The organism is Salinibacillus xinjiangensis, assembly GCF_009649735.1.
Lineage (GTDB): Bacteria > Bacillota > Bacilli > Bacillales > Alkalibacillaceae > Salinibacillus > Salinibacillus xinjiangensis.
In genome coordinates this window covers 25,789-52,176 of record NZ_WJNH01000016.1, presented here as the reverse complement: position 1 = coordinate 52,176, position 26,388 = coordinate 25,789, and the positions used below count along the sequence as shown (strand labels likewise).

The window sequence follows — 26,388 nt, the reverse complement described above, 5'->3', positions numbered from 1 at the left end:
ACAAACGATGTATCCCTTTTTTAAATTGAACGAAAAAACTCCTTCAATAGTGATAAAGTACACCTGTCTACCTCACTGAATCCATGAAGGCTCCTAGGGGATCTTGATTCAAAGCCTACTCAATTTATTCGACTATTACAGGACTGGACTAGACACGATATAAGTAAACTAGGCATATGATGATGGCAGATATACACGAAAGGAGCACCAGTATATGATTCAACCGCCCATTATTATGCAAAATCCTCCTGTAGAAGAAGTCACAAGCATCAGCTATCCCACCATTAGTCCACACGCAGTCATCGGGACGGATTCTATGATTATCGGAAATATTACGATTACGAACGATGTCTTTATTGGGTTTAAAAATTTACTTCGAGCGGATTCTGGATATCCCTATTATGTTGGACCTAAAACGAATATTCAGGATAATGTCCTTATGCACGTACATCCAGGAAGGGAACATGTTGTAGTAGAAGGGCAGAGATGGGGCGTTTATCTTGAAGGAGAAAATAGTGTACTCCATCATGCTGCGGTTCATGGACCTCTATTTATCGGCCACAACACCTTCGTCGGTCAGCACGCCAATATTTATGATGCAGTTATTGGCAGGAACTGTGTCATTATGCACGGCGCTACAATCACAAACGGAGTAAAAGTTCCCGACAACCGTTTCGTAGCACCTGGTCAATCCGTTTGGAAGCAAGAGGATGCAGACAATCTCCCACCCGTACCCGAAAAACATAAACATTTAAATCAAGAAATTGTAGACCATTATTATCGATTAGGAAAATCCTACTACTATCACACACCATCAGCCTTTTCGTTCACCTAGGGACATGAGGGACAGGTCCCTCGTCCCATCACCCTATTCAGACTGCCCGATACATGAATGATACTGCATAAACACGGCACTATTTAATAAGAAAATGTAATTTTAATTTTCTTCTCCAGTAATGTTTCTTCAAGCCTTTTCAACTTCTTAATCGATTCCTTTGGAGATTCAATGACGATTGCCTCAAATCAATGGGAATCATTCTTCAATAGTTGTATGGCACCGTACAAGTTTCAAAACACACAAAAAGCCCACCTCCAAATTTTTGGAGATGAGCTAATTCTAGAGAACGACCTAAACGAGTCTATCCTCCTATAATCATCTGAGCCAGCTTCCCACACAGCAGTGCTGCGTAGGTTCCGACGATATTCCCGAGAATTCCCATTAATAGACCCACAGGTGCTAGTGCTGGTTGGAATACGGATGCGACAATTGGAGCGGAGCTTGTCCCACCGATGTTACCTTGAGATCCTACAGCTACGAAAAACAGTGGAGCCTTTAATAACCTTGCTGCCGTAAAGATAAAAATGATATGAATGGCTAACCAAACGATTCCCATTAAGATAAACTGAGGCGCCTGCACAATATCCAAGAGATTCGCTTGTGCGCCAATTCCTGTTAAGAATAAGTAGATACCTAGATATCCGATTTTACTTGCACCGTAATATTCTAGATTTCTCACCTTTGTAAAGGATAGACCAATTCCAATAGCCGTGATTAAAATAAACGTCCAAGTAGAGGTATTCATAATATCACTTTTCGGAATAAAGTTCATATCGGCTAATAAACGAATTAGGTAGGAGCCTGCAAATCCAACTCCCAATATTCCGAATAGCTGTGGAAGCTGTAATGGCTTCGCATTTCGTTGAATATCTGTAGCAATATCTGCATTCACTTTCTTAATCGTGGAATTGTCAGCGCCATTCCAGCTATTGAAGCGATCCTGGAAGTTCGCTAACGCAATCATGACACCCATCCAGCTAATTCCAACTAGTGTATCCGTCAAAATAATTGGACTCAAAATATCATCAGGTGTTTTAAACGCCTCAATCATGGCCCCCATATTGGCTGAGCCACCAATCCAGCTTCCGGCGAGTGCACCGACTCCGCGCCACGCATCCTCTGGTAGAATGCCTTGGAATAGAGCAAATGCAATCGGTCCTCCTATGACAATTCCTAATGTCCCAGCTAAAAAGACTAAAACAGCTTTACTTCCAAGTTTAAAAGTAGCTGGAACATTCGTACTAATCATTAGTAATAACAATCCGGCTGGAAGTAAGTACGTACTTAGAAAGCCATATAAGTCCGAACTCTGTGGGATGATCCCAAAGGTCGTGGATAGCATAGGCAAAAAGTACATCCAAATTAAAGGTGGTGCATAGCGGAAAAATTTACGCAAAAATGTATTATCTACAGTAGATAACATAAATACAATCCCGACAATGGCAATTAAATAAGCGAAAATAGCCATGGGATCCTGAATTAATGCCATTTCATTATTCATGATGATCGACACTCCTTGTTGTTAATTATGATAATTTTTAGAAAACATTAGTTCGATAATGTCATCCTGTCGAATTCTATCATTTTTTATCAAAAATAGAAATAATAAATTTTGTGTGGGTCAGGGGGACAGGTCCCCTGACCCACAAATGGTATAAGGCGGCCAACCAAAACTATTCCATGTTTACTAAATATACTATCCGGGAAAAAAACTAGTAAGTCATGCTAATAGGAGGCATAATATAAGGAAAAAAGAGATAATTTACTCCACTCTAGGTGCAGTTAGTGTTGGTGCTCTTACTACCTTACTAATCATGAATCCTAAGAACAAAGCAAAAGAAAACGAGAAAACGAAAGATAACCTACCAATAAAGCAAGCGATCACACCAGAGAAAGATCATCCCGATAATGCCAAAATGGTTGCAGAAGGCTCTCAATTTGGTATTGAATATTAAAATCATTTGAAAAGTGGGTCATAGGGACAGGTCCCTTGACTCACTCTGGGATTTGACTTATGTTCATCAACTAATCAAAGTAAATTCTCCCTACCAAAAAAACTCCCCCAACTATTGGAGGAGTTTTCCCTACTAAACAATCCCATCCGTAATCCCATTATCATCTAAATCAACAGATAGATCATGTTCATCTGGCACACTATCATCATCCATGTCTAGATGTAATTCAACTTCATCATCAATGCCATCATCATCCAGATCAACGGATATATCCCGATCATCCACTAACTTATCTCTGTCCGCATCCAAACCCAGCTGCTGTGAATCAGCTCTTCCATTTAAATCTATGTCTGAATAAATGTCATGATTATCTGGAATATCATTTTGGTTCATATCTAAAAATGGATCGGTCTGCGTCCAGCCGTCTGGTCGAAAAGGATTCTTATTTAACATACTACCGCCTCCTAATTGGATAAGTTGCCCGTTAACTGTAGGGCGTTAGATTCATTTTGCGTCAGCAACATTTCCGTAACGTTTTCTCTCGTATAGTGATTTGCGTGATATAAAGGTAGTTTTTTGTAGGTATGCATAGCAGCTAATCGATCAAAGATGGCTAGTTTTACACGATCTAAATTTCCTTCATTTTCATGAAGTAATCGTTCGCCTTGCTTTTTACTCAATGTATAGAAGGCCTTGCTCACCTCACCAATCGAATAAGGCAGCATGGTGTCCATCATATGTTCAAATGAATCGACTGCTTGATCTACATAAAACGCAATTTTTTGTTTTTCGTTTTGTTCTGTAATTTGCTGTTGTTCAGCTTGCTTCCGTTTGGATTGATATGTACTTAATCCCTTTAATCCTCCCAATGCCAAAAATCCCACTCCACCTGTAAGCAATCCAATACCACCAATGACAGCAGCAGATAGATAATCATGGCCTGAATGGTCTGTAGGAAGTTTTTCTTTCGGAATAATGGCAAAGGACAGGACACTTAAGGACCTTTCGATTTCATTAAGATGCCGTCGTATATGATTGGATATCGATAATAATTGCTTTTGTAATTTTTTATAGTTCTCCACATCGCTGATTGAATGAAATGCTTGTTCTTCCTGCATATAAGCCTGTGGAAATTGAATGGCAACTTGATCTAAGCTTCTTTTTTGTTCCCTAATTCCATAGTACATGAGGTTTAACAATTGATAGTTCTTGTCTACACGCGAACCTCTCTTTTGTTCCACGGCTCTTATTTCATTTTGTAGAATCTTCAATTGTCCAAACAAATGAAAAACGAGAAAATCATTCATTTGTCTTCCCCAGCTCGTATATAAGTCAGTCACCGACGCTTGCTGAAGTAGTGGTAGCTTCTTTTTTCTAAAGGTTGTCTTCATAATTTTTGCATATATATGTTGATCAATTTCTAGGCTTATTTGATTCTGCTTGGTATGTAAATAAAAGGTAACCCGAACGTGATCCTTAACTTCACTTCCACCCGCTTCAATCGATGCTATATTGGAAATCGGAATCTTGAAATGCACATCCTTTGACTGATAGAACCACCAGCTATCATTCTCATAAAAGATGTGATACGGATCTTTGTTTTCCGTGAACATAAAATCAAAATTGGTTTGGCCATCATGATCAGGAAAAAGTAATTCTCTTAATTGCTTTGGAATACTAGAAAAGGTTACATATGATAGCTCTCCCTCGTAAGAAGTAAATTGAATGGTTATACTACCATCTTCATGCTCCGTACAAACCTTCATTTGGGCTCGGTGAAATGAATAGGCTTGGTAATCCTCTAGAAAAATAATGACCTCTTCTTCGCGCACGAGCATACTTATTTTCTCGTCCCGAAATCTTAGTTTACTTAAGGAACCATATAAACGAGAAATAGAGTGATAATATTGATTTTCGATAACATTAAAATCGGATAAATCGATTGCCCTTTTCGCTTTCCTGTCCATGATGATGTATCTGGCATACCCATCCACAAAAAACAACAATACCTTTTTATACCTATATACAGGATCATCTTGATGAAGTGTCATAAAAGGTGTTTTCGTTTCAGGATCAATTACGGTTAACGAATCGTCTCGTTGTTCTATCACCACTTTATGTTCTGTGAACATTTCCTCATTTGTAACAATAAACGTACCACTGTATCGTTTTACAGTATTCTCTATTAAACTAACAAAATTATCAAACAGCCAATTTTCACTTATGGTCACTTCTATTTCACGAACTAGTCGTCCCCTTTGACTAAACCGTCCTTGGAGAGTTAACTTAACCGAATTATTCACAAATACCTCTTTGATACGATCAATATCGATTGGATCTACTCCACTATCATCAAAGAATAACGCCCCACTCTGATAATAAAATTTGGAGGGCGTAGCATAGTTCAACTCTTTTAATCTAATATAACAAGACCCTTCTAAACGATTATCCATTGCTGTAACCCCTAATTAACAAATTTTAATAGTATTATTTTACCATAAAAAATGGGTCAGGGGGACAGGTCCCTTGACCCACTATTGGCATCAAACAAATTACCTGACACCTGGTTCAACCATTCACCGAGTCTGCGGCACGGCCTCCCCACCCCTAACTCTCCTAACACTACGCATTGAAATAAGCGCCGTAATAAGTGAACCAACGATTAATATTCCACCGATCGTAGTCGTAAGTTCTACAGACAGCTGCTCGATGACTACCCCACCAATCAATGATCCAATGGCAACGCCAAAGTGTAGAGCAGAGTTATTCAAGCTTTGCTGAATACCAGATGTCTCTGGAGAGGTTTCAATTAAATAGCTTTGCATCGCGGGTGAGATTGCCCAACTCAACATCCCCCAGATTAACACCACAAACAGGAAAAATACCAAATAGTTCGTCGTGTATGGAATTGCAAACATGACCACACAGAAGATCAAAATCGATATGAAAATAGTTCTCTTCGACCCAAAAATGTCTGCTAATGCTCCCCCTATTCCGCCACCACTAACTGCAGCAATCCCGAATGCGAAGTAGATCACACTGACCCACGTTCCATCGAGGTCCATGGTTGATTGAATAAAAGGCTTTAAATAGGCATAAAGAGCCGTATGCCCTGCCATATATAGAAATGTCGTTAGCTGTGCAAATAGAATCTTTTTACTCCTTAATGTAGCTAGCTGTTCACGAATGGGAATGGATGGCTTGGGTTTAACCCTGTCCATCATAAAGAAAATCCCCACAATGGAAAAGGCCGTCAAAATCGTGATCATGACAAACGGACCACGCCAGCCAAAAGTATTCCCAATCATAAGTCCAATCGGTATTCCGAGTACAAGAGAACCACTAACGCCCATCGACACAATTCCAATGGCTCGTCCCTTATATTTTGGCTCTACGATTGTTGGTGCTAATACCAAACATAAAATGATTAACAAAGCACCACTTGTTGCTGTAATGATGCGCCCTAAAAACAAAACACTATAATTAGGGCTGATGACTGTTACAATATTCCCAATTAAAAAGATGAACAAAGAAACGAGCGTCAACCGTTTACGTTCAATCTTCGCTGTTGCAATCAATAAAATGGGTGATGCAACCGCAAAAATGAAAGAAAAAATCGTAATTAAATACCCAGCCTGCGCTAGGCTAACACCCAAATCTTCCGCAATTAAATCTAATATGCCACTGATAATTAACTCAACCATCCCAATGACAAAAGAAATAACCATCAAAAAATAAACACGTTTATCCACACAAAGCCGCCCTTTCTACGCTGCAAACACGGGGGTCACAGGGACAGGTACCTCGTCCCACCATCTTACTGCCTTATTCACTTTAAGAAATTGCCTTAATGAACAGCATACGAATCTAATTATAATGAAAAACCGGCTGATTTTCATCCTCTCAAACGTTTATAAAAATGTGAACACCATGTTGCACACCGAAATTTGAACGAGAAAGGATGATTCGCATGAACAAGGATGAATTGAGAAAAACATTGTAGAGGTTAACCAGGAGGCGTTCAAGGTAGTTCTGTATATTAGAAGGAACGTGAATTGGTTAAATGATTTTGAGGTTGTTTATATCCCTGATGAGTGGCCCCTTCAAGAAATTTCAGATTTGGGATATGAGGCTTTTCGAATTGGTTTTGAGGCAGGAAAAAGGGAAACTATAAGAGGTTGATTTTGCAATAAGTGTATAGAAATTCAATAGAGCAGTCCGGATTTTTCTGAACTGCTCTATTAAAACCACCACTGTATGTACTATTTACCCAAAATAAAATCCACCGCATCTTGCACCAATTCCGCAAAATCACCTGGCAGAGTATGACCCATCCCCTCTCTGACAATTAATTTGCACGGAACACCCCTTGCTTTTAATCGTTCAATCGCATCTAAAGTTGCTTCATAAAAAGGATCCTGATCCCCAGTAATGACACACCCTCTAACTCCAGGACCTGGTTGAAAGTCGTCAGCAAAATTCACATGTTCAATCGCTGGTACAAGTGCAATAAACCCTCGGAACCCTTGTATACCTAATTCCATGGCTAGCCTACCACCCTGGGAAGCACCAGCAAGAATATTATTCTTATCTCTACCATTATAGGTGGTCATAAACTGCCTAAAAGTATCTGTTATGTCCGCTTTCGCAATGGCTGCATCATCCCAAGAATAGCTGTTATAGCTAAACAATTGCGAAGATTGGGGAAATCCTAATAGGTAGTTTTTTAAAAGCCTTGGGTCACTCCATTGAGCAGCAAATTCCTTTGCATTTGAACCTTTCCAATGTATAGCAAAGATAGAAGTTGATGACTTTGGGTCACCTTCCACTTGTAAAGAAGCAGCAGCTGCCCCCTTCTCCTCCACGTATCTTCCCCTGCATTTTTCTAAAATCTGCTCAAACTCCTCTGAGTCTTTTAGTGGGCTTAGCTCAGGATCTGAATCTAGTAATTCCGGATTCCACCACATCCCACCATCTAGTACTCCTCTAAGTTCAGCGATTGCCTCTTGCTGTTTTCCTTGCAAACAATAAATATTTGCACTCCAATGGCCAAGTCTATCCAGTTTCTCTGGAAAAGTTGACTTAGCCTTCTCTAACAGATTAAGCGCTTCTGCATATTCCTTATTTTTCACATAACTGATAGCTTCTTGCTGGATTTTCGTGAAACTTTTAACGGACATAACAAATCACCTCACCCTTTATTTAGTTCAATGGTAATTGAACTAATATTAACTGTCAATATAAATATAACTTTAACGACAATTATGATACAATAAAAAGAAAAACACTGGAGGGAACATCTTGTCCTTTAAAGTTGAACCGTTATTTTCACCTGTCTATGAATTGTTATTAAGCTTTTCATTATATAAGAGGCAAACCCATTTGAAGTATTTAGATATAGGTCCGAAATGGATATCAGATGTAGAAAGTAAGATCTCTGAAGATTTAAAGCATCGTATACAAGCAAAGGAAGAACTATATTTCGAGGATTTATCTGTATTGTTAATCGCGCAGAGTCCGGTTAAAGAAGATACGGCGGCATTTTTTAAGTGGTTAAAGTCCTTGTCAGCTGGGGATATTTATAATCTACTTACCCCCTACCTCACTGAATCCATGACTGTTCCTGGCGATCTTGATAGGGAGCGTACTCAATTCATTCAGCTCTTGCAGGGTTGGAACGAACAATATTTTCAGACGCTAGATTTAGGGTTTCTCGAAGCATTAAAGCATGATGCGACAAGGGTTAAGCACCGCCTTACAAATGAATTACCGGAGCAAGTAGTACGCTCCGAAAGCCGTTTTGTGGTGGAAACAGATGAATTTACAAAAGTCTATCTAATACCAGCCTACCACTTCCAACCGATGTCTTTAGTGGATGCTTTTGAGGGTACGTTGTTTATTACCTATCCAGCTAGAACAACCACCCATTTTGATGAAGTCATTAGAGTTACCAAAGCATTGAGTGATAGGCGACGTCTTCAAATTCTACAGTTTCTTTCCAGTCAGCCGTCCACCTTTACTGACATCGTAAAGGAAATTGGCATGGCAAAAGGAAATATTCATCACCATCTCTCTGTGCTAAGAGCAGCAAGACTGATTGATATCCTCCTTACCGATGATAAAAACACGTTTTATTACACAACTCATAAAGGATTTTCAAACGAATTACACAACGAAATAACTCAGCTTATGCAAGTAGAATAAGCGGGTCAGGGGGACAGGTCCCTTGTCCCACCCCATCCAGCTACTGAAAACATCAGACTATTCCAAAAAAAATATTCATTTCCAAAGAACAAACTCTCCCTCTCGTGTTACCATTAAAGCTATACATAAAAGAAAGGAAAATGCCCAATGATCATCGTTCACGACATTCTCCAAGCTCGGGAGAACATTGCCAAGTATATTCACAAGACTCCTATCTTACATTCTTCACAGCTCAGTGAAATTTGCGGAAATGAAATGTACTTTAAATCGGAACATTTGCAGAAAACAGGCTCCTTCAAGATTCGCGGCGCTACCAATAAGGTGCTTCAGGCCGTCCAAAGGGAAGCGACATATATAACGGCAGCCTCTAGCGGAAATCACGGTCAAGCCGTTGCCTATATTGCAAATCAATTGGGCGTACCAGCAACGATTGTCGTACCTGTCGACGCAAAGGAAAGCAAGCTGAATGCAATCAAAGCCTATGGAGGTCAAATTGAGAAGTGTGGGACTACTTCGGCGGAAAGGCTGCCAAGAGCCAAGAAACTCGCAACGGAACACAATGGTTGGTTTATCCCACCATATGACGACCCGTTGATTATGGCAGGCCAAGGCACTATTGGTCTCGAAATTTTGGAGCAATTGGATCACGTAGACGTGGTTGTCGTTCCAATTGGCGGTGGGGGTTTAATATCAGGGATTTTAACAGCCATTAAGCAAACAAAGCCAAAGGTAAAAGTTATCGGGGTAGAGCCAGAGACAGCGAACGATACGTATTTGTCCTTAAAAAATAAAAAAATCACCGCTATTCCGGGAACAACGACGATTGCAGATGGACTAAGAACCAGTCAACCGGGGAGTATGACCTTCCCAGTCTTACAAAAATTCTTGGATGATCTTGTACTTGTTTCCGAGGAAGAGATTAAGCGGGCACAATTTCTTGTCATGGAGCGCATGAAGCAGCTCATCGAACCCTCCAGCGCCGTCACAGTAGCAGCCGCTATGAATGGCAAATTAGGAGTCCAGAATAAAAACGTAGTATGCGTTTTATCTGGAGGAAATGTAGATATCGGGAAATGAAGTGGGTCAGGGGGACAGGTCCCCTGTCCCACCTGCCCACCCTCTTTCACAACTCAAGCTTAATTTTCAAAATAACATCCTCAACAAACATGTAAAAACTGTTCTCATCAATATCCTCTTTTTTAACCTTTTTCGTGCTTTTCAGGTTACTGTAAAACTCTGCAAGCTCCAATTCTCCATAGAAGCCATTGTACTTATTTATTTCTTTTCCTTTTAGAATTTCATACAACACAACGTGCTCGAAATCCTTTAATGGTTGATTCCTAAAATCCTCTACTTCTTTAGCGCTTTTGAATAATTTACATTCATACACGAGGGGAATTGGTTTTTGTTTAGCCAAAAAATACAAGTTGGCATTAGATAAGTCGTCAATGGATTCTTCTTTTACCGATAAATTATACAATTCAAACTTTATGGTCTGAATGTCATTGTCTTTTTGGAGTAAGTAATTCTTCAATTTATCGCCTGAATACACGGTTGCCACCCTATCACCCCTTGACCTTATCTTCCCCATTATTGTTATATAAATCGGATTCTTTTACGGATTTTACTCGGGAGAATTGGTCAAGTTAATAGGATAGCTTGCATCACAAATTAAATAAAAAACTGAAAAAGGGGTAAAGTTCCAACAACACCTAGAAAAAATATTGTTGCCGCGCCACACCCCTGTCTTTCCTTCAAATCCTCGGCATACTCTTTTGCACAGTGCTTACAGAGGGTCAACCCCCTCGCCTTGGCTTCCTCTTCCTTTATTTTCTGCGCCTGCTTTTTTCCCTTGAGGATACTGGATGTAGTTGGACAATCATCATCCATGTAATGATAATACTTCCCTAATTTCGTCACAAACACTTCATCACCTTGATGCAAAATGATCACCTACCTCTTTTTAGTGTGATATGAGCACAAAACACCATGCACTGAAATTCTAGCGAGCGCCTGGTGATTCGGATTCTGCAAAGGTTTACTTCTACCCTTATTATACATCAACCATTCGCGCTAAAGACGAATCTTCCTGAAATTCCCAAAGTGGGTCAAGGGACCTGTCCCCCTGATCCATTTTAGATAAAATGAATACACTTATGGGTGCGATGACAAAAAATTAATAGCAGAAAGACGCTAGGCACGGGCTGCTTAGCGTCTTTCGTATAAGTTAAATCAAATAATCCTCGACTAACTCATAGCATCTATCTCTAGTAAGATTTGCTTGAGCAGCCACATATTCTAATGACTCCATTGTACCGCCTTTATATTTTAGCGATGCTTCTTTAGCCTTTTCATCTCTTTGGATGATCCAGTTCCGCTGTTCTTCTCTTAATTCGTCAAACTGCTCTTGACTCAACTGCTCCTTCAAAATTCCGTAAATCTTGTTCAATTCCACATCCCAGACTTCATAACGATACGCTTCCTCTTCCTCCATAGCTAATGTAGTTGTAGCCTCAGAGTTTTCACGCAAAGCTTCCATCTCTATTTTGATATCATTCAGTTTTTTAAGATATTCATCTTTTTGACTAAAACTCACTTGATATGGTTCATATGTACCATCTTGATAAACCTTATAATAACCTAAGTTTCCCGTTTTCCCCGATGTCCGTAAAGGGATGTCTACCAGTTGGACTGTATAAAACGATCCATAATCATCGGATTCAAGCTTCCCGTCTGTACCAAATGAAATATCTGGGTCCTTTCCCTCTTTTAAGTGTTGCTTTAAGTATTGAACAGCTTCCTCTCCATTTGTAATTTGACCATTTTTCTCAACTTCTGATGGTTCCGCTTCATTTTTTGCTAGAACTTCATTTTGTTCTTCGTCTTCGTTCTTTTCGCTAACTTCCGCCTTACCCTCTAATGAATCCTCTGTTTCGTCATCGCTAACGCTTTTACTTTGCTCATCAGGTGAATGGCAAGCAGCTAATAATACGAAAACTAAAGCAAATATAGTTATTAAAATTTTTCTACCGTTATTCATAAAATAGCCCCTCCCTATCATTACTTTATCATAACCTATCCAGTCGCCCCCACATATATCTTATTTTTTAACCAATACTATCCCCAAACTGACAAAAAAGGTTAGGTGGAAATAATGGATCAAAATTTTAAACCTGGTGAAGTGGTCTATATGATTATTCGAAATCCCCATGCTCAAGACGTTGCCCATGTACAACAAGCAGCGATTGTTGAGAATCCAGACAACCCCCATGAATTAGCACTCTTTGCTCATGAAAACTATTTCCCGCTATCCGATGAATTTGCATTATTTAAATCAGAGGAAGAAGCGGAAGAGGCCTATAAAGAAGCGTTTGGTACTCTTGGTGTGGAGGATGCGCGCTTCGATGGTTAAACCATTTGTCCCACAGCTCGTGTATGTTGAACCACGTGCATTGGAATATGATTTGGGGAAAGAGTTAGCTGATAAATTTGAAAAGATGGGGATTGAAATTAGGGAAACCACTTCGCATAACCAAATCCGTAATTTACCTGGGGATAATCATTTTCAGAAGTATCGAACGGCAAAATCCACATTAGTCGTCGGGGTTCGGAAAACATTGAAGTTTGATACCTCGAAACCGTCAGCAGAGTATGCGATTCCCTTCGCCACAGGATGCATGGGGCACTGCCATTATTGCTATTTGCAAACCACAATGGGAAGCAAGCCGTATATTCGTACCTATGTTAATGTGGATGAGATTTTTGATGCAGCAGAGGAATATATGAAAGAACGTGCACCAGAGCCAACCCGCTTTGAAGCCTCCTGTACTTCGGATATTGTGGGTGTCGATCATTTAACCCATACCCTAAAAAGGGCGATTGAATACTTTGGCGAGTCCGATCACGGTCGTCTTCGCTTTGTCACGAAATTTTCCCATGTGGATCATTTGTTAGATGCCAACCATAACGGCCGAACCCGCTTTCGTTTTAGTATTAATGCAGATTACGTTATTAAATATTTCGAACCAGGAACCTCCAAATTGGATGATCGCATCGAGGCGGCAGTAAAAGTGGCAGAGGCAGGCTATCCACTCGGTTTCATCGTTGCTCCCATTTACCTGCATGAAGGGTGGAAGGATGGATATCATGAAATGTTTGAAAAACTAGAAGCCACACTTCCCCATTTTGCTAAAAAAGACCTTACCTTTGAAATGATTCAACACAGATTTACGAAGCCGGCCAAACGTGTAATCCAGGAAAACTACCCCATGACAAAGCTCGAACTAGACGAAACCAAACGAAAAACAAAATGGGGTAAATACGGCATCTGGAAGTACGTATATCAGAAAGATGAACAGGAGGACATAAAAGATACATTAGGCTCCCATATTGAAAAATACTTCCCCGACTCAAGAATCGAATACTTCACCTAGGAACTGGGTCGGAGGGACAGGTCCCTCGTCCCATTTTTCATCAAAATAAAATATGAGAGCATAGGTTGCCTCTGTTCCCTGGGATATTTAATTTCCTCTTAGTCAAAATAACAATGACGAAAAGCTAAAATTACACACAAAGAAACGCTAAGCATAAATCGCTTAGCGTTTTTCATCCGCAACTGGGTCAAGGGACCTGTCCCCCTGACCCACTAGTAGTGTTTGGTTTGGGGGTTTAATCCATGTTCCATATTCTCAATCAGATAGGTTCACATTGCCCTTTTACTAATTGAGGTAACTCCTTTAGCGTTTCGGTGTTTGACAAGGAATCTTTGTCAAACATGATGGCAAGAATCGGAACATGAACCTGCTGAAGTGATTCCCTTGTGTTAAAGGCGAAATGTTCTCTGTACCATTTCGCGTTCACCTTTGTAAATTGGTATTTTACAACATCTTGATCGGTAGAAAGCGCCTTATGAAACATCTTATTTGCCTGTTTTTCGCCCTTTTCATACACGAGTTCTACCTATTTATTACCCTACTTGGAGCTACGTTTAGATGAAATGGGTACGAATAAAATTTTTCATTCCAAGGAGGCAGCTGAGGATTATTTGGATTCACTTTGACTACAAAGGACGACCATTATGATAAAATAACTCTAGTAATCTATTACCGGACGGTGCTAACATGACACAAAAACCCAAATTAAAAGAGGCAGACTTATACCAACCCATCCATAACTATTTCAAACGCAAGGGCTACGACGTTTACGGAGAGGTTAAAGACTGTGACATCGCTGTTGTGAAGGATGAGATGTTAATTATCGTGGAGTTAAAGTTAAACCTAAGTGTGGATCTTCTCATTCAGGCAACAAAACGGCAGCGATTAACGGAGCATGTCTATGTAGCGATTCCTAAACCAAAAAAACACAACCCCCGCTCCAAAAAGTGGCGGGACACCTGTCACCTGTTACGAAGATTAGAGCTAGGACTTATTCTCGTTTCCTTTACAGAAAAGCGTACTCGAGTGGAAATGGCCCTGGAGCCAACCCCATTTCATCGCCCCATCAGCATGGGGAAAGGCAAATACCTAAGGCAAGCCATTATCAAAGAAATCAATGGGCGCAGTGCGAATTATAATATTGGTGGCTCCAGCCGAAAGCAGATCATGACCGCCTATCGCGAAAATTGCATCCAAATTGCGAGCTACCTAGAACAACACGGCGAACTATCCCCAAAGGCCTTAGTCCAAATGGGAACAGGAAAGAAAACACAATCCATCCTAAGTAAAAACTATTACGGCTGGTTTGTCCGCATCAAAAGAGGTGTCTATGAGCTAAGTGATAAAGGCAAACTGGAGATAAAACAATACCCAGAGCTAGTCGAATATTATCGGCGGTAGGGACGGAGGGACAGGTTCATCGTCCCATTTTTCATCAATAAATCTTAGCGTCCTTCGTGTACAACAGGGTCAGTCCCCCACCACATTAACGCGTTAACGCAGTGAGGGACTGACCCCAGCAAGGACCTTGACTATATATCCATCAATATCGGAACAATCATCGGTTCTTTTCTTGTATGTTCTTTTACATATTTCGCTACAGCTCTTTTTACTCGTTTTTTCATGATATTCCACGAATTTCGATCTGCATCACGCAGCTCGTTGATCGTTTTTTTCGTAATCTGTTTCATCCCTTTTCGGAGCTCTGAGAAATTTTGATCGACGAATCCCCGGGAAATAAATTCGGGTTCAGTGAGTAGCTTTTTATCGTGTTTGTTCATCGGGATGATAATCATCAGCATACCTTCCTCTGAAATTTGCTTACGGTCACGCAATACAAATTCCATATCGCCTACGTCCACTCCGTCCACATACGCATCATCAATCGGGATGGTTCTCGTACTGCGTGCCTTCGAGTTTTCAATATCGACAACATCCCCATTTTTCAAAATAAAGGTATGACCTTCCTCTACCCCGACTGATTCTGCCAGCATGCGGTGATGATGCAGCATTCGATGTTCACCATGAATAGGGATAAAGTATTTCGGCTTCATTAGGGTAAGCATGAGTCGCAAATCTTCTTGATATCCATGCCCTGACACGTGCATCCCTGAACTACTTCCCGACCCATAAATAACATGGGCACCGAGTTGATATAAGTTGTCTACAATACCCGTGACTTTCTTTTCATTGCCAGGGATTGGACCAGCGGCAAGAATGACCGTATCCTCAGGTAATATCTCCACATCACGAAAGTTCCCCGTTGAGAGGCGACTTAGAGCTGCCAAGGTCTCTCCTTGACTGCCAGTGCATAAAATCGTCACCATTTCTGGAGGTAATTGATGAATATCACGGACATCAATCAACATCTCGTCCGGAATGTTTATATAACCACGGTCCATCGCAACCTGTACGACATTCAGCATCGACCTACCCAGCAAGGCAAGTTTCCGATTGGTCTTCTCAGCGGCATGGACAACCTGTTGGATACGGCTAATATTCGAAGCGAAAGTAGAAACAATAACCTTTCGTTTGGCCTCGATAAAAATCTGCTCTAAATTTTTACCTACTATTTCTTCAGAAGGCGTATAACCGGGGCGCTCCGCATTGGTACTCTCTGATAATAAAAGTGTCACCCCCTCATTCCCAATACTGGCCATCTTGTGAATATCCGGTCGCTCATGATTCGCAGGAGTCAAATCAAACTTGAAATCTCCTGTATGTACGATCGTTCCATCTGGTGTATTGATGACAATCCCTAAACAATCCGGAATGCTATGGTTCACCTTGAAAAAAGTAATTTTCATGTCCCCAATTTGCACCTCTGAATCGGAGTGAATTTCAATCCGTTCTGTTTCCCGTAACAGCCGGTGTTCTTTTAACTTGATTTCAATCAGTCCCATTGTAAATCGCGTTGCATACACGGGCACATTGAGCTCCTTCAAGAAGAATGGGACACCACCAATATGATCCTCATGGCCATGAGTCACCAGTAGCGCACGCACTCGATCTTGATTCTCAACCAAATAAGTCATATCTGGGATGATTAAATCAATCCCTAATAAACTTTCATCAGGAAACTTATTCCCACAATCAATTAGTACAATATCGTTATTATATTCAAGGGCATACATATTTTTGCCAATTTCATTTAAACCACCAAGAGCGAAAACCGATAATGCATTGCCATTTTCACGCATATTCATCCCTCCTAGTATTAATATGGCTAAATATGCCCTTAATTATTTAGGGTCCTAATTATTTAGGGTCAGACCCCCACTTCACTAAAGCGTTAAAGGATTAAAGCACAAAAAAGGAACAGGGTTCGCCCCTGTTCCCTATTTGTTCACCGATGCATCGTAAATCGATTCCACGGCTTCTTTTAATGCTGCATGAAACTCTTCGTCTGACTGACTGACATTTAAATTTTCGGTCAATGCTCTGGAGAAGCTTGCGATCAACCCTTCGTTATCCTTTAGCTTTTGGTTTGCCTCATCCCGGGAATACCCACCAGATAAAGCAACGACCCGAACGACTTGCGGATGATCAATAAGCTCCTGATAATGATTCGCCACAGTTGGAACGGAAAGCTTCAACATGACAAATTCATTTTCTGCTAATTGATCAAGATGTTTTTTGATTTCCTGTTTCAAAAGTTCTTCAGACTGCTCTTTATCAGCACTATGAATATCAACTTCCGGCTCAATAATCGGAACAAGTCCAGCGTCGATAATCTTTTTACCGATTTCAAATTGCTGATCGACCACTTCTTTGATTCCATCGTGATTGGCCTCTTTTATAACCGAACGCATTTTTGTCCCGAACATCCCGCGCTTGTTGGCTCTCTCTAACTTGTCATCTAAGTCATCGATTGGCTTCATCTTTTGAACACCATCCGAAATGTCAGCTAGTCCTTTGTCTACCTTCAAAAATGGCACAATTCCCTTTTCATTGGCTAAGTAATCCCCGGTGTATTGGCCTTCGATTTTACGGTCCATCGTTTGCTCGAACAAAATAGCGCCAAGAATATGCTCCGAATCAAATGATGGAGAAGTGATAATTCGCGTTCTCATCTCATGTACGAGATCAAACATTTCCGCTTCAGTGGAATATTCACTCTCGGGCACACCATACGCAGCAAGCGCCTTTGGTGTACTTCCCCCACTTTGGTCAAGTGCAGCAATAAACCCTTTTCCGTTCTTCATTTGTTCAAAAAATTTCTCCTGCATTCATCTCACTCCTTTTAAGTAGTTAGATGTCTTTGCATGATTATGAACTATCCATATCTATTGTATCATTTTCGGAGTTCGTGAACAGGTGTCTATGAAAGGTTTTAAGTACTGTTCATCCAAAGTTAATGTTATAATTCTAAATTAATTAAGCTATATTCCACTTATGGAGAGGAACCATTAAATATGCAATCTAAAAAGAAAAAAACAATCCTAATTCTAACCTTAATCATTATTTTCATAGCTACATTACTCGACCTAATATACCAAGGCCTATTTTTCCAACTTTTACCCAAACCCATCCAATCCTATATAGGGAATCTATTATGAATGAAAAAGGTCTGTCCCCACACGAGGACAGACCCCACTTACAAACCTTATTAAACTGACGTAGCCCCTTGGCCACCATCAATTCTGTAGTAAGAGCCACTAATAAAGGATGCTTGATCAGATGATAGGAAGACCATTAGATCCGCAATCTCTTCAGCTGTTGCATAGCGATTCATAGGTACGGAAGCCTCGAATGCTTTACGCGCTTCCTCCGCTTGATCGCCTGCTGCATTTTGCTCAATTCGTCTCATCATTTCTGTGTTTACACCTGATGGCGCAACAGCATTGACACGCACACCATATTCAGCCATCTCTAGTGCAGCAGTTTTGTTTAAGCCGACTACCGCATGTTTGGAAGCAACATAGGCACTCATTCCAGGTGCACCTAGAAGTCCCCCGTTTGATGCTGTATTCACAACGGCCCCACTCTTTTGTTCTTTCATCACCTGAAGCACGTATTTCAATCCGAAGAAAACACCCATGACATTGACACCAAATACGTTTTGGAAATTTTCCTCTGTTTGGTCGGTAATATTATGAAATTCTCCATTGATCCCCGCATTATTTAGAAAGATATCAATGCGACCATAATGATCCTTTGTCTTTTGAACAAAACCCTTAACCTCTTCCTCATTGGACACGTTAGCAGTAAGTAGTAGCTTGTCTTGAGCCTCTATCTGTTCTGCTGCTTTTTCCAAAGGTTCTTGCTTTAAATCTACTAGCGCTAATTTAGCCCCTTCTTTAGCATAGGCTTGAGCGGCTGCAATGCCAATTCCACCTGCAGCACCTGTAATTAGTACAACCTTGTCTTTAAATCGCATAACTGATCGCTCCTTTTTTCTCTTGTTTTATTGTGCTGTAAATCCACCATCCACAATAAGGCTGTTACCTGTCATGAATGCTGAATCATCACTAGCCATAAATAATACAGCCTTTGCCATTTCCTCTGCCTGTCCTAGACGTTTCATTGGTGTGGCTTGAGCTAATTCTTGCTTAATTTCTGCTGGTATGATTGGTGTATCGATATATCCCGGGCACAGGGCATTCACTCGAATATTTTGGTCTGCATACTCAAGACCGAGTGAACGTGTTAGGTTAATGACACCTGCTTTGGCTGCGTTATAAGCTGCATTCCCAGGTGCCCCTACCCAGCCATACATGGAAGCCGTATTGACGATGGTTCCGCCACCTGTTTTTAGCATTTCCCGAATGGCTCCACGTGCCACTAGGAATACACCGTCTAAATCCACGTTTACGGTTTTTCTCCACTCCGAGTACTCCAACTCATGAGAGGGTAGCGTACGGCCAATACCTGCATTGTTAAACAGAATATCGACTTTACCGAATGTGTCTATCGTTTGTTTATAAATATTAGTGACATCTTCTTCGCTTGTAATATCTGCTTTGACAAAAAGCGCTTCTGCCGACAGAGATTTTAGTTCTTGCTCCATCGCTTTTCCTTTTTCTTCATTTAAATCGACGAGTACCACTTTCGCTCCTTCTTGAACGAATAAGCGTGCTGTGGCTGCACCAATACCTGATGCACCACCTGTGATGATGGCGACTTGATCTTGTAATTTCCCCATAATGAATTCCTCCAGTATAATAGAGATGTGAAGAAACATAATGTAAATGCTTACAATTCCATTTTAATCAATCAAAAATCAAGAACCAATCATCAAGTTAAGAACACCTGTCTATTTTATAGACACTTCATATAAATCTGTCTATTCTTTGGAGGTTTTAGCTATGCCAAGCAATCATGTCATGACAACCAAACGACAAAACCGAACTAGAGAAGATTTTCAAACCGCACTCATTGCTCTCATCAAACAAAAGGGATTTCATGCTGTCACTGTTAAAGACATCGTGAAACATGCAGACTATAATCGGAGTACTTTTTATATTCATTATCAGGATAAGTATGAATTAACTGAAGATTTAATGGAGTCCATGCTGATGGGGCTGGAGAAATCTGTTGGGAGACCGTATGTACCAGGACGAACTGTATCGACAACTAAGCTCAATGCCGGTTCCTTCTATATAATTTCATACATTTATGAGAACCGAGATTTTTTTGAGCTGGTTCAATACGAGGACACCATACCGGGATTACACACCCAATTTCCACAAACGATTCTAAAAATCTATCAAGAAAAATTTATTTTCGAAACCTTTCAAGATACTCCAGTCAATATGGATTATTTCACACGCTACACAGCCTATGGATTTTATGGTCTTATATTGAACTGGATTCACAACGGGTTCAAGGAAACCCAGGAGGAGTTTATCCAAGAAGTGATTCATTTGGCGAAGACTCATATAAAGTCGTTGAAGTATGTCGGAGATGAATGACAACGTTCAGAATATTTCCCCCTCCTTTCTACATACTAAAAGCAAAAAGGAGGGTAAAACCATGGCGAAAAGAACCAAAAAAAATGACCCACAACAGAAAAACAAGCAAGGCTTTGATTCAAGTAAAACCGATTCCGAATTTGCAAATGAATTTGGCAGTGCCAATGCAAATCGTGCTCACAAGAAGAAAGCTAAAAAAGCTAGAAAGTCCAAAACGGCTAACATGGATTTTATCGACTAACGAAGAAATGAAAACTACTTACATACAGCCTGTTTAGCGAATAACAAGACCGACTCCAAGGAGTCGGTCTTCAATCTCTATTTTTCATCACATCTGCCAATTCCTTACCAGCCAAATCCTCTTCCTCATATAACCTCTCAATGATATTTTGATAATCCTCTTCACTTCGATTTTGGCTTAACTTATAAGCAGCTTGAACTTCCTCCACTTTTACTTTAAATCCAACAATTCCTTTCATTTGTTTTTTCGTTTGTGAAGAAAGATTCTCCCACAAAGCTGGATTCTTGCGATGTTTTTCATATTTTTGCAACAGAAGAATCAGGTCTTCCTCCAATTCTTGTTCACTCATCATACTACCTGTTCCATACACATGGACAGATTGATAATTCCAAGTGGGTACATCATCTGTCTTATACCAAGACGATGAAATATAAGCATGTGGACCTTGATACATGACAAGAACATTTTCATTGCCACCCTCAAATGTTCGCCATTGTGGGTTAGCATAGGCCATATGTCCAGTTATGTAGTAATCGTCTCCCTGCTTATGTAATTCTAAAGGCAAATGCGTAGCAATCGGTTTACCCTGTTGTGTCGTAACGATTGTTCCAAATGAGTTCCCCTGAATAAACTCTCTGATTTCCTCAAAATCCGTTACCTTATAGTGCTTAGGAATGTACATCAAACTCCCCCTTACATAAAAATTAAACAATGGATTTTGTCATAATCAAGTCCGTTTGTTCTTCATCACCCATAAAGAACGAGTGGGACCCAGTATGCACAAACCCCATTTTCTTATAAAAAGCAATAGCCTTTTCATTCTTTTCCCATACACCTAGCCAAATTTTCTTTTTATGATTTTTTACGGCCATTTCCATCGCTTTCTCAAGCAGATCCTGACCAAGACCATGCCTTTGAAATTTTGACTTTATATAAATTCTTTCAATTTCAAGGGCTTCATACCCCATTGTTTCAGTCTGAGCATCATCAGTATTAACCTTTAGATATCCAGCAACTTCATCGTTCACATAAACAAAAAAGAAATGGGAGGAGTCATTGGACAATTCTTTAGTTAGTTGCTTCTGGTTAAACGCCTTATCTAGATAGGCTTTCATATTTTCAGGTGAATTCTGATTGCTAAATGTCTCATAAAACGTTTCATAACTAATGTCTTGAAGGATGGGCAAGTCCTTCATGGTGCATTTTTTTATCCTCATTCTTTAGGCGCTCCTTTTTCAAAACTTTCCTTTCCATATTAACACAAAAATTCAGATAAGTAATGCTCTAAGCCCCCCACAAACATAGCTAAAGCCTAATTTTCATCTAAAAATTAGGCTTTACTCAAATCACTTTATACTACTCGCAATAAACATCGAGGCGTCCTTGTTCATAAAAATCCGCTCTCCGTGATAAAACGTCTTAATTTCAGTTGATTGAAATCCAACCTCTGAAAAACTCTTTTTCAATTCTTCATGCGAAAAACCGTTATGAACTTTGGGATGATTAATTTGATCGTTTTTGTCAAAGTCCACAATGATAAGCTTGCCCTCACTATTTAAAATGTTGAACAATGCTTGTAAAATTTTTTTCGTATCTGGAATATGTAGGAGGACTAATGACATGAAAACAATATCTGCCATAAGATTTGGTTCTTCTTGTGTAAAATCAGATTGAAGTACCTTCGAGTTGGTCAACCCTTTTTGAGAAATCTTGGCTTTCGCAACCTCCAGCATTTGCTCTGATGAATCGACCAACAAAACAGAATCTACTAAATCTGCTAATTCTAAGCTGATGAGACCCGTCCCACTTCCATAGTCGATTAACGATTTCGTTTGACTGTTTTGTAATTCTGATCTTACTTCTTTCGTTATAACCTTAGCTAATGCAATTCGATCTTCTGTATCATATCGTTTGGCCAGCTGTTCAAAGACGTTATTTTCCATAAACTACTCCTCGATTTCTTAGGTATCCATAGTATTTTTAAATAATCTCCAACACCGTTTTCTTAAAGCTCTCGTAAACAAAGTTCCAAAGCTGTTCTTCCTCAGCGTATCTCTTTTGCAGCTTCCCGAATACTTCCTTTTGCTTTTCAGGAAATGCAGGATCATCCTTTTCCGGAAGTGTGGCTCGATAATCATCGACGATACGTTGAACTTCAGGTGCGCGTGTCCCCCATTTTCCAACTAGTGTTCCCTCATCATTTAATATCAACACAATCGGAATCGCTCGTCCACCATTTGTAAGATGACGGTCAATCAGGTCTGTATCTTCATCTCTTAATGTCACGCGCACATCAATTCCCGCCGCTTCAGCAACCTTTCGAATCACCGGATTGATCATCATAGCATCCCCACACCAATCCTCCGTAATCACTAAAAAGTGTAGAGAATGCTTTTTAAGCTCGTCCGTAAAACCATCATCAGGCACTAGAAACTGCTCGTATACATGAAAGCTTTCCTCTTTTAGCTTGCCCATGTTGTTCATATATTGTTGAATAGTCTTTCCTTCGATAAAATATTGCTCTTCCGTTTTCATTTCATCACCTCTATTTAACCACCATTGTAATCATGAGCATCTGGAAATGCAAAAAACCCCCCCATAGTCAAGGGGGATTTTGTGACATCATTATTTAGATTCCTTTAAGTCCTCAATGGAATCAATCTCCATGTATTTAGGAACAACAAGACCATTGCGTGTACCAGTCAGGTTAACTCCTAAATCCACTAAATCATCTTTATACTTTTTCATATAAGCGTCATGTGTTGATGGTAACCAAGCACCAACCATCGCATCCGCACTTCCATCCGCAACACTAGCGAACATTGGACCTGGTTCAACTTGGACTAATTCCACTTTATAATCCAGTTCATTTTCCAATACGTATTTCACAACATTTGAACTAGCAATAACGTCAGCCCAGGCAACATAAGTCACTTTCACTTCCGCTCCGTTACCAGGCTCAGCACCTTCAACCCAAGATTTAACTAAGTCTTCATTTTCGCTAGCCCATTCTTTTGCCGCTTCTTGTTCTCCTTGACCTTTTTCAATTTTCAACATAACGTCCTGTAAGTGTTCTGGCTCCCATTCAAATTGATCGAAGAAGGTATAAGCTCCTGGAAGATCTTCTTCTAATCCTTTTCGTACAAGCGTGTTTATGTTCTCTTCACCGCCAAACACACCTTTTGGATCTTCAAGCATCTTTAAATCATACTCAAAAAACTTCCAGTGTGGAATCCAGCCTGTAACAATGATAGGTTCTTTTTCCGTAATGGCTCTATCCAATTCCGCAGTCATGGCCGCGCCAGAGCTTTCTTGAATCTCCCAATTGTCTAGACCATACTCAGATAATGCTTCCTCAGCTTGACCCATAATCCCAGCACCTGGATCAATTCCCGTAATCGTATATTCAAGCTTTTCACCAACAGAAGCATTTTCATTATTGGTGTCTTCTTCACTTCCTCCACAAGCTGTTAAACCTACAGCTAAGGCTACAGCTGATGTTAGTAATGATAGTTTTTTAAACATTAAGTATTTCCTCCTTGATGATGATGTATGATTTCGCTAATTGCATATGTTATTATTTTCACATTTGCTAAATACATACTCAAAGTCCAAAATGATTCATATTTTTAGATTATTATGTGTAATGACAATACTCTACCAATATATTAAACTGACACATAGAATCACACTGATTTACTTAAAAATACTCCAATTAAAATAAACATAAGAGCTTTTCAGTAAGCACATTACCATTTTATAGTAAAAGGTAGTTAGGTTAGATATTTGTTTTACTGATTACGATTTTTCTATACATACCATTAAACAGGATGGACGTACCTCCCTTTACTGACACTGCCAATTTGTTATATTTATATAATGAGTATGAAAAAGTAGCTCAATTAAGGGTACAATCATGTACGCCAAAACTGAGCTACTTCTTTTTAGGTATTATGTGGGTGATTTAAGCTTATAACCTTTTCGTTTTATCCACCCAATCGATAAAATTATTCATGACATTATCGATAAATTCAATTGTCGACTCATCACTTAGAATCCCATCATCATCCATCTTATTTTGGATCCCACCAATAAATACTTCATTTCCTGGAAGGGTCAGTGCAGATACTCCCGGAGAGTTTAAAATTTGGCGCAGGTGCATTTGGGCTCGCGCTGTCCCAAGTACACCGATAGAACCCCCTGCGATCATAGCAGGCTTCTTCACCATTACTTTATCTACTCTTGAACACCAATCAATCGCATTTTTCAAAACACCTGGAACCGAATGATTATATTCTGGCGTAACAAAGATCAGACCATCACTATCTGCCACCTTTTGCTTAAAATCCTCAACTACTGCTGGTGGATTTTCTTCTTCATCTTGGTTAAACAGTGGAAGATTTTCAATCGGTAAAATATCAATCTCTGCTTTTTCTTGATAGCGAATTTTGATATATTTCGCAAGTTTTTTATTATAGGATTCCTTGCGAATACTTCCTACAAGTGCTACGAATTTCATTTGCTTATGCCTCCTATTAGCGTAGTTACTAGTCTATTTAAACACTAATCGTATTTTAATCTTATAATTAAAAACCTTCAAATATTTTAGATTGGGTGACTACAATCACATAATTGTCGCCAGAATTAACGTATATTTGGAGGGATCATGATGAGGGATTGAAGAGAAGCAAGAGCTAGAACGACTGATTTAGGAGTTATCAGTTAAAAGAATCCTCGCAAATACCCGTGGTATTTGCGAGGAAATATTCTAAACCCTTGCTGACTCCTTACTCTTCAGTTTTCTTATCTGATTTCGTTTCTCATCCCCCACCGGCATTGTCCCGTTCTCAATCCCTAACTCATCCAACCATCTACGATAAGCAATGGTCAGTGCATCTGATTTTAAGTGCATTTCCATTTGTAGATCTAACGGAAGGAGCTCAGGCTTCTGACTTTCCACCACATCTAAATCCTGATAGAAAATTACGTCTTGAAACTCTCGAAACGGTTCATCTGGCTGATCTAAATCATAGTTTCTCGTTAACAGCATAAAGACTTTACACTGCTCATCATCCTCCTGATTGACAGCAGTTAAAATGGTAAACTCTTCATCTGAACCTTCAGATGTTTTGGTAAATCTAGCGGTTGTCGGGTTTAACACTTCATACACATAATCCGTGTATCCCCCTTTCGAACGGCCATCTGCATTTGGCTGAAACACCGGGATCTTACTTGTAATCAAACGACCATCGATAAATTCTACATCATAATCTACAATTTCTACATGATTCGCATCCCCTAACATTCCCTCATGAACGAACATTAAATGAGATACGTCGAGGAAATTTTCAATAATTCGTGGTGCATTGGCCTTAACTTCATAGGGACCGCAAATGATGGTTCGATACCCCTCTTTGTCATGCTCTGGATATGGAATCAATGGTGCTGGTTCGTCTCCTAGATTCACCCAAATGAGTCCGAGGTACTCCTCACAGTGATAAACGGTTGCACGCGCCTTCTTTGGAATGGGTCTTTCACATGGTAAGGCAGGGATTTTCTCGCACGTTCCCTCTGAATTATATTCCCAAGCATGATAAGCACAGACTAAATTTCCGTCCTTCACTTTTCCTAAGGAAAGAGCTGCCCCGCGATGAATACATAAGTCTTTAAAGGCATGAACCCCTTTATCATTTCGAAATATCACTACTCGTTCGCCCAGCACAAATACCTGCTTGGGATCGTCCTTTAGTTCCTCTGCATTACACACAGGATGCCATTCATTCCATAATTTATCTTGATGCAT

Annotated in this window: 29 protein-coding genes; 9 read left to right on the top strand and 20 right to left on the bottom strand. The window is 40.0% G+C overall.

From position 1 onward, the window contains the following. The first annotated feature begins 214 nt into the window (after positions 1 to 214). Positions 215 to 835, top strand: a complete 621-nt coding sequence (locus GH754_RS17770; protein WP_153730000.1) for an LbetaH domain-containing protein — start codon at positions 215 to 217, stop codon at positions 833 to 835. Between the two features lie 304 nt (positions 836 to 1,139). Here the strand turns inward: GH754_RS17770 and GH754_RS17765 are convergent, their stop codons facing one another. Next, positions 1,140 to 2,339 carry a DUF819 family protein gene (locus GH754_RS17765; protein ID WP_194841401.1) on the bottom strand — a complete coding sequence of 400 codons (1,200 nt, stop codon included), beginning with the start codon at positions 2,337 to 2,339 and terminating at the stop codon, positions 1,140 to 1,142. Between the two features lie 313 nt (positions 2,340 to 2,652). On the opposite strand from GH754_RS17765, the gene GH754_RS19510 reads away from it, so the two are divergent. Further along, positions 2,653 to 2,793 carry a hypothetical protein gene (locus GH754_RS19510; protein ID WP_194841400.1) on the top strand — a complete coding sequence of 47 codons (141 nt, stop codon included), beginning with the start codon at positions 2,653 to 2,655 and terminating at the stop codon, positions 2,791 to 2,793. A gap of 132 nt (positions 2,794 to 2,925) precedes the next feature. Here GH754_RS19510 and GH754_RS17760 read toward each other — a convergent pair whose 3' ends face one another. From GH754_RS17760 to GH754_RS17745, 4 genes are all read right to left on the bottom strand, one after another. Then, the gene (locus tag GH754_RS17760; RefSeq protein ID WP_153729999.1) at positions 2,926 to 3,246 is read right to left on the bottom strand and encodes a hypothetical protein; all 321 of its coding nucleotides are present in this window, start codon (positions 3,244 to 3,246) and stop codon (positions 2,926 to 2,928) included. A gap of 11 nt (positions 3,247 to 3,257) precedes the next feature. Next, positions 3,258 to 5,246: a hypothetical protein gene (locus tag GH754_RS17755; RefSeq protein WP_153729998.1), complete on the bottom strand. Its 1,989-nt coding sequence runs from the start codon at positions 5,244 to 5,246 to the stop codon at positions 3,258 to 3,260. Between the two features lie 123 nt (positions 5,247 to 5,369). Next, positions 5,370 to 6,545, bottom strand: coding sequence for an MFS transporter (locus tag GH754_RS17750; RefSeq protein WP_323742092.1), 1,176 nt, complete (start codon positions 6,543 to 6,545; stop codon positions 5,370 to 5,372). 510 nt (positions 6,546 to 7,055) lie between these two features. Continuing rightward, complete coding sequence (locus GH754_RS17745) at positions 7,056 to 7,973, bottom strand: alpha/beta hydrolase (RefSeq protein WP_153729997.1); 918 nt, start codon at positions 7,971 to 7,973, stop codon at positions 7,056 to 7,058. A 121-nt stretch (positions 7,974 to 8,094) separates the two neighbouring features. Between GH754_RS17745 and GH754_RS17740 the strand changes: the two genes are divergently transcribed. Further along, positions 8,095 to 8,997: an ArsR/SmtB family transcription factor gene (locus GH754_RS17740; RefSeq protein ID WP_153729996.1), complete on the top strand. Its 903-nt coding sequence runs from the start codon at positions 8,095 to 8,097 to the stop codon at positions 8,995 to 8,997. A 147-nt stretch (positions 8,998 to 9,144) separates the two neighbouring features. After that, positions 9,145 to 10,074, top strand: a complete 930-nt coding sequence (locus tag GH754_RS17735) for a threonine ammonia-lyase (RefSeq protein WP_153729995.1) — start codon at positions 9,145 to 9,147, stop codon at positions 10,072 to 10,074. A 46-nt stretch (positions 10,075 to 10,120) separates the two neighbouring features. Here the strand turns inward: GH754_RS17735 and GH754_RS17730 are convergent, their stop codons facing one another. The 3 genes from GH754_RS17730 to GH754_RS19765 form a co-directional block, all read right to left on the bottom strand. Continuing rightward, positions 10,121 to 10,558, bottom strand: coding sequence for a hypothetical protein (locus tag GH754_RS17730; RefSeq protein ID WP_153729994.1), 438 nt, complete (start codon positions 10,556 to 10,558; stop codon positions 10,121 to 10,123). A 110-nt stretch (positions 10,559 to 10,668) separates the two neighbouring features. Continuing rightward, positions 10,669 to 10,941: a hypothetical protein gene (locus GH754_RS17725; protein ID WP_153729993.1), complete on the bottom strand. Its 273-nt coding sequence runs from the start codon at positions 10,939 to 10,941 to the stop codon at positions 10,669 to 10,671. A 283-nt stretch (positions 10,942 to 11,224) separates the two neighbouring features. Continuing rightward, positions 11,225 to 12,037 (bottom strand): lysozyme inhibitor LprI family protein, encoded by an 813-nt coding sequence (locus GH754_RS19765; RefSeq protein ID WP_228550302.1) that lies wholly within the window; start codon positions 12,035 to 12,037, stop codon positions 11,225 to 11,227. Positions 12,038 to 12,151: 114 nt separating this feature from the next. Here GH754_RS19765 and GH754_RS17715 point away from each other — a divergent pair, with 114 nt between their 5' ends. Both GH754_RS17715 and splB read left to right on the top strand, forming a co-directional pair. Then, on the top strand, positions 12,152 to 12,409 hold the full coding sequence (locus GH754_RS17715) for a transcriptional regulator SplA domain-containing protein (RefSeq protein ID WP_153729992.1): 258 nt from the start codon (positions 12,152 to 12,154) through the stop codon (positions 12,407 to 12,409). After that, the gene (gene splB / locus GH754_RS17710) at positions 12,402 to 13,430 is read left to right on the top strand and encodes a spore photoproduct lyase (protein ID WP_153729991.1); all 1,029 of its coding nucleotides are present in this window, start codon (positions 12,402 to 12,404) and stop codon (positions 13,428 to 13,430) included. Before GH754_RS17715 ends, splB begins: the two co-directional genes overlap by 8 nt. Before the next feature lie 259 nt (positions 13,431 to 13,689). On the opposite strand, the gene GH754_RS17705 is transcribed toward splB, so the two are convergent. Continuing rightward, entirely contained in the window at positions 13,690 to 13,947 is a 258-nt protein-coding gene (locus GH754_RS17705; protein WP_153729990.1) for a hypothetical protein, read from the bottom strand. 170 nt (positions 13,948 to 14,117) lie between these two features. Between GH754_RS17705 and GH754_RS17700 the strand changes: the two genes are divergently transcribed. Then, positions 14,118 to 14,831, top strand: a complete 714-nt coding sequence (locus GH754_RS17700; protein ID WP_153729989.1) for a DUF2161 domain-containing phosphodiesterase — start codon at positions 14,118 to 14,120, stop codon at positions 14,829 to 14,831. A 131-nt stretch (positions 14,832 to 14,962) separates the two neighbouring features. On the opposite strand, the gene GH754_RS17695 is transcribed toward GH754_RS17700, so the two are convergent. The 4 genes from GH754_RS17695 to GH754_RS17680 form a co-directional block, all read right to left on the bottom strand. Beyond that, positions 14,963 to 16,630, bottom strand: a complete 1,668-nt coding sequence (locus GH754_RS17695; RefSeq protein WP_153729988.1) for a ribonuclease J — start codon at positions 16,628 to 16,630, stop codon at positions 14,963 to 14,965. A 138-nt stretch (positions 16,631 to 16,768) separates the two neighbouring features. Continuing rightward, positions 16,769 to 17,659: a fructose bisphosphate aldolase gene (locus GH754_RS17690; protein WP_153729987.1), complete on the bottom strand. Its 891-nt coding sequence runs from the start codon at positions 17,657 to 17,659 to the stop codon at positions 16,769 to 16,771. 380 nt (positions 17,660 to 18,039) lie between these two features. After that, positions 18,040 to 18,810, bottom strand: a complete 771-nt coding sequence (locus GH754_RS17685) for an SDR family NAD(P)-dependent oxidoreductase (protein ID WP_153729986.1) — start codon at positions 18,808 to 18,810, stop codon at positions 18,040 to 18,042. 27 nt (positions 18,811 to 18,837) lie between these two features. Beyond that, on the bottom strand, positions 18,838 to 19,575 hold the full coding sequence (locus tag GH754_RS17680) for an SDR family NAD(P)-dependent oxidoreductase (RefSeq protein WP_153729985.1): 738 nt from the start codon (positions 19,573 to 19,575) through the stop codon (positions 18,838 to 18,840). 163 nt (positions 19,576 to 19,738) lie between these two features. Here GH754_RS17680 and GH754_RS17675 point away from each other — a divergent pair, with 163 nt between their 5' ends. Further along, a complete protein-coding gene (locus GH754_RS17675) occupies positions 19,739 to 20,344 on the top strand; it encodes a TetR/AcrR family transcriptional regulator (protein WP_153729984.1) in 606 nt (201 codons plus the stop codon). 61 nt (positions 20,345 to 20,405) lie between these two features. Continuing rightward, positions 20,406 to 20,585, top strand: a complete 180-nt coding sequence (locus GH754_RS17670; protein ID WP_153729983.1) for a hypothetical protein — start codon at positions 20,406 to 20,408, stop codon at positions 20,583 to 20,585. A gap of 70 nt (positions 20,586 to 20,655) precedes the next feature. Here GH754_RS17670 and GH754_RS17665 read toward each other — a convergent pair whose 3' ends face one another. From GH754_RS17665 to GH754_RS17635, 7 genes are all read right to left on the bottom strand, one after another. Next, a complete protein-coding gene (locus GH754_RS17665; protein ID WP_153729982.1) occupies positions 20,656 to 21,267 on the bottom strand; it encodes an FMN-binding negative transcriptional regulator in 612 nt (203 codons plus the stop codon). A 22-nt stretch (positions 21,268 to 21,289) separates the two neighbouring features. Continuing rightward, entirely contained in the window at positions 21,290 to 21,802 is a 513-nt protein-coding gene (locus GH754_RS17660) for a GNAT family N-acetyltransferase (RefSeq protein ID WP_153729981.1), read from the bottom strand. Between the two features lie 129 nt (positions 21,803 to 21,931). Continuing rightward, the gene (locus GH754_RS17655; protein WP_153729980.1) at positions 21,932 to 22,528 is read right to left on the bottom strand and encodes a class I SAM-dependent methyltransferase; all 597 of its coding nucleotides are present in this window, start codon (positions 22,526 to 22,528) and stop codon (positions 21,932 to 21,934) included. Positions 22,529 to 22,565: 37 nt separating this feature from the next. Then, complete coding sequence (locus GH754_RS17650) at positions 22,566 to 23,120, bottom strand: thioredoxin family protein (protein ID WP_153729979.1); 555 nt, start codon at positions 23,118 to 23,120, stop codon at positions 22,566 to 22,568. Between the two features lie 90 nt (positions 23,121 to 23,210). Next, positions 23,211 to 24,110: a glycine betaine ABC transporter substrate-binding protein gene (locus GH754_RS17645; RefSeq protein WP_153729978.1), complete on the bottom strand. Its 900-nt coding sequence runs from the start codon at positions 24,108 to 24,110 to the stop codon at positions 23,211 to 23,213. 445 nt (positions 24,111 to 24,555) lie between these two features. Then, a complete protein-coding gene (locus tag GH754_RS17640) occupies positions 24,556 to 25,104 on the bottom strand; it encodes an NADPH-dependent FMN reductase (protein WP_153729977.1) in 549 nt (182 codons plus the stop codon). A gap of 249 nt (positions 25,105 to 25,353) precedes the next feature. Further along, entirely contained in the window at positions 25,354 to 26,388 is a 1,035-nt protein-coding gene (locus GH754_RS17635; RefSeq protein WP_153729976.1) for an aromatic ring-hydroxylating dioxygenase subunit alpha, read from the bottom strand.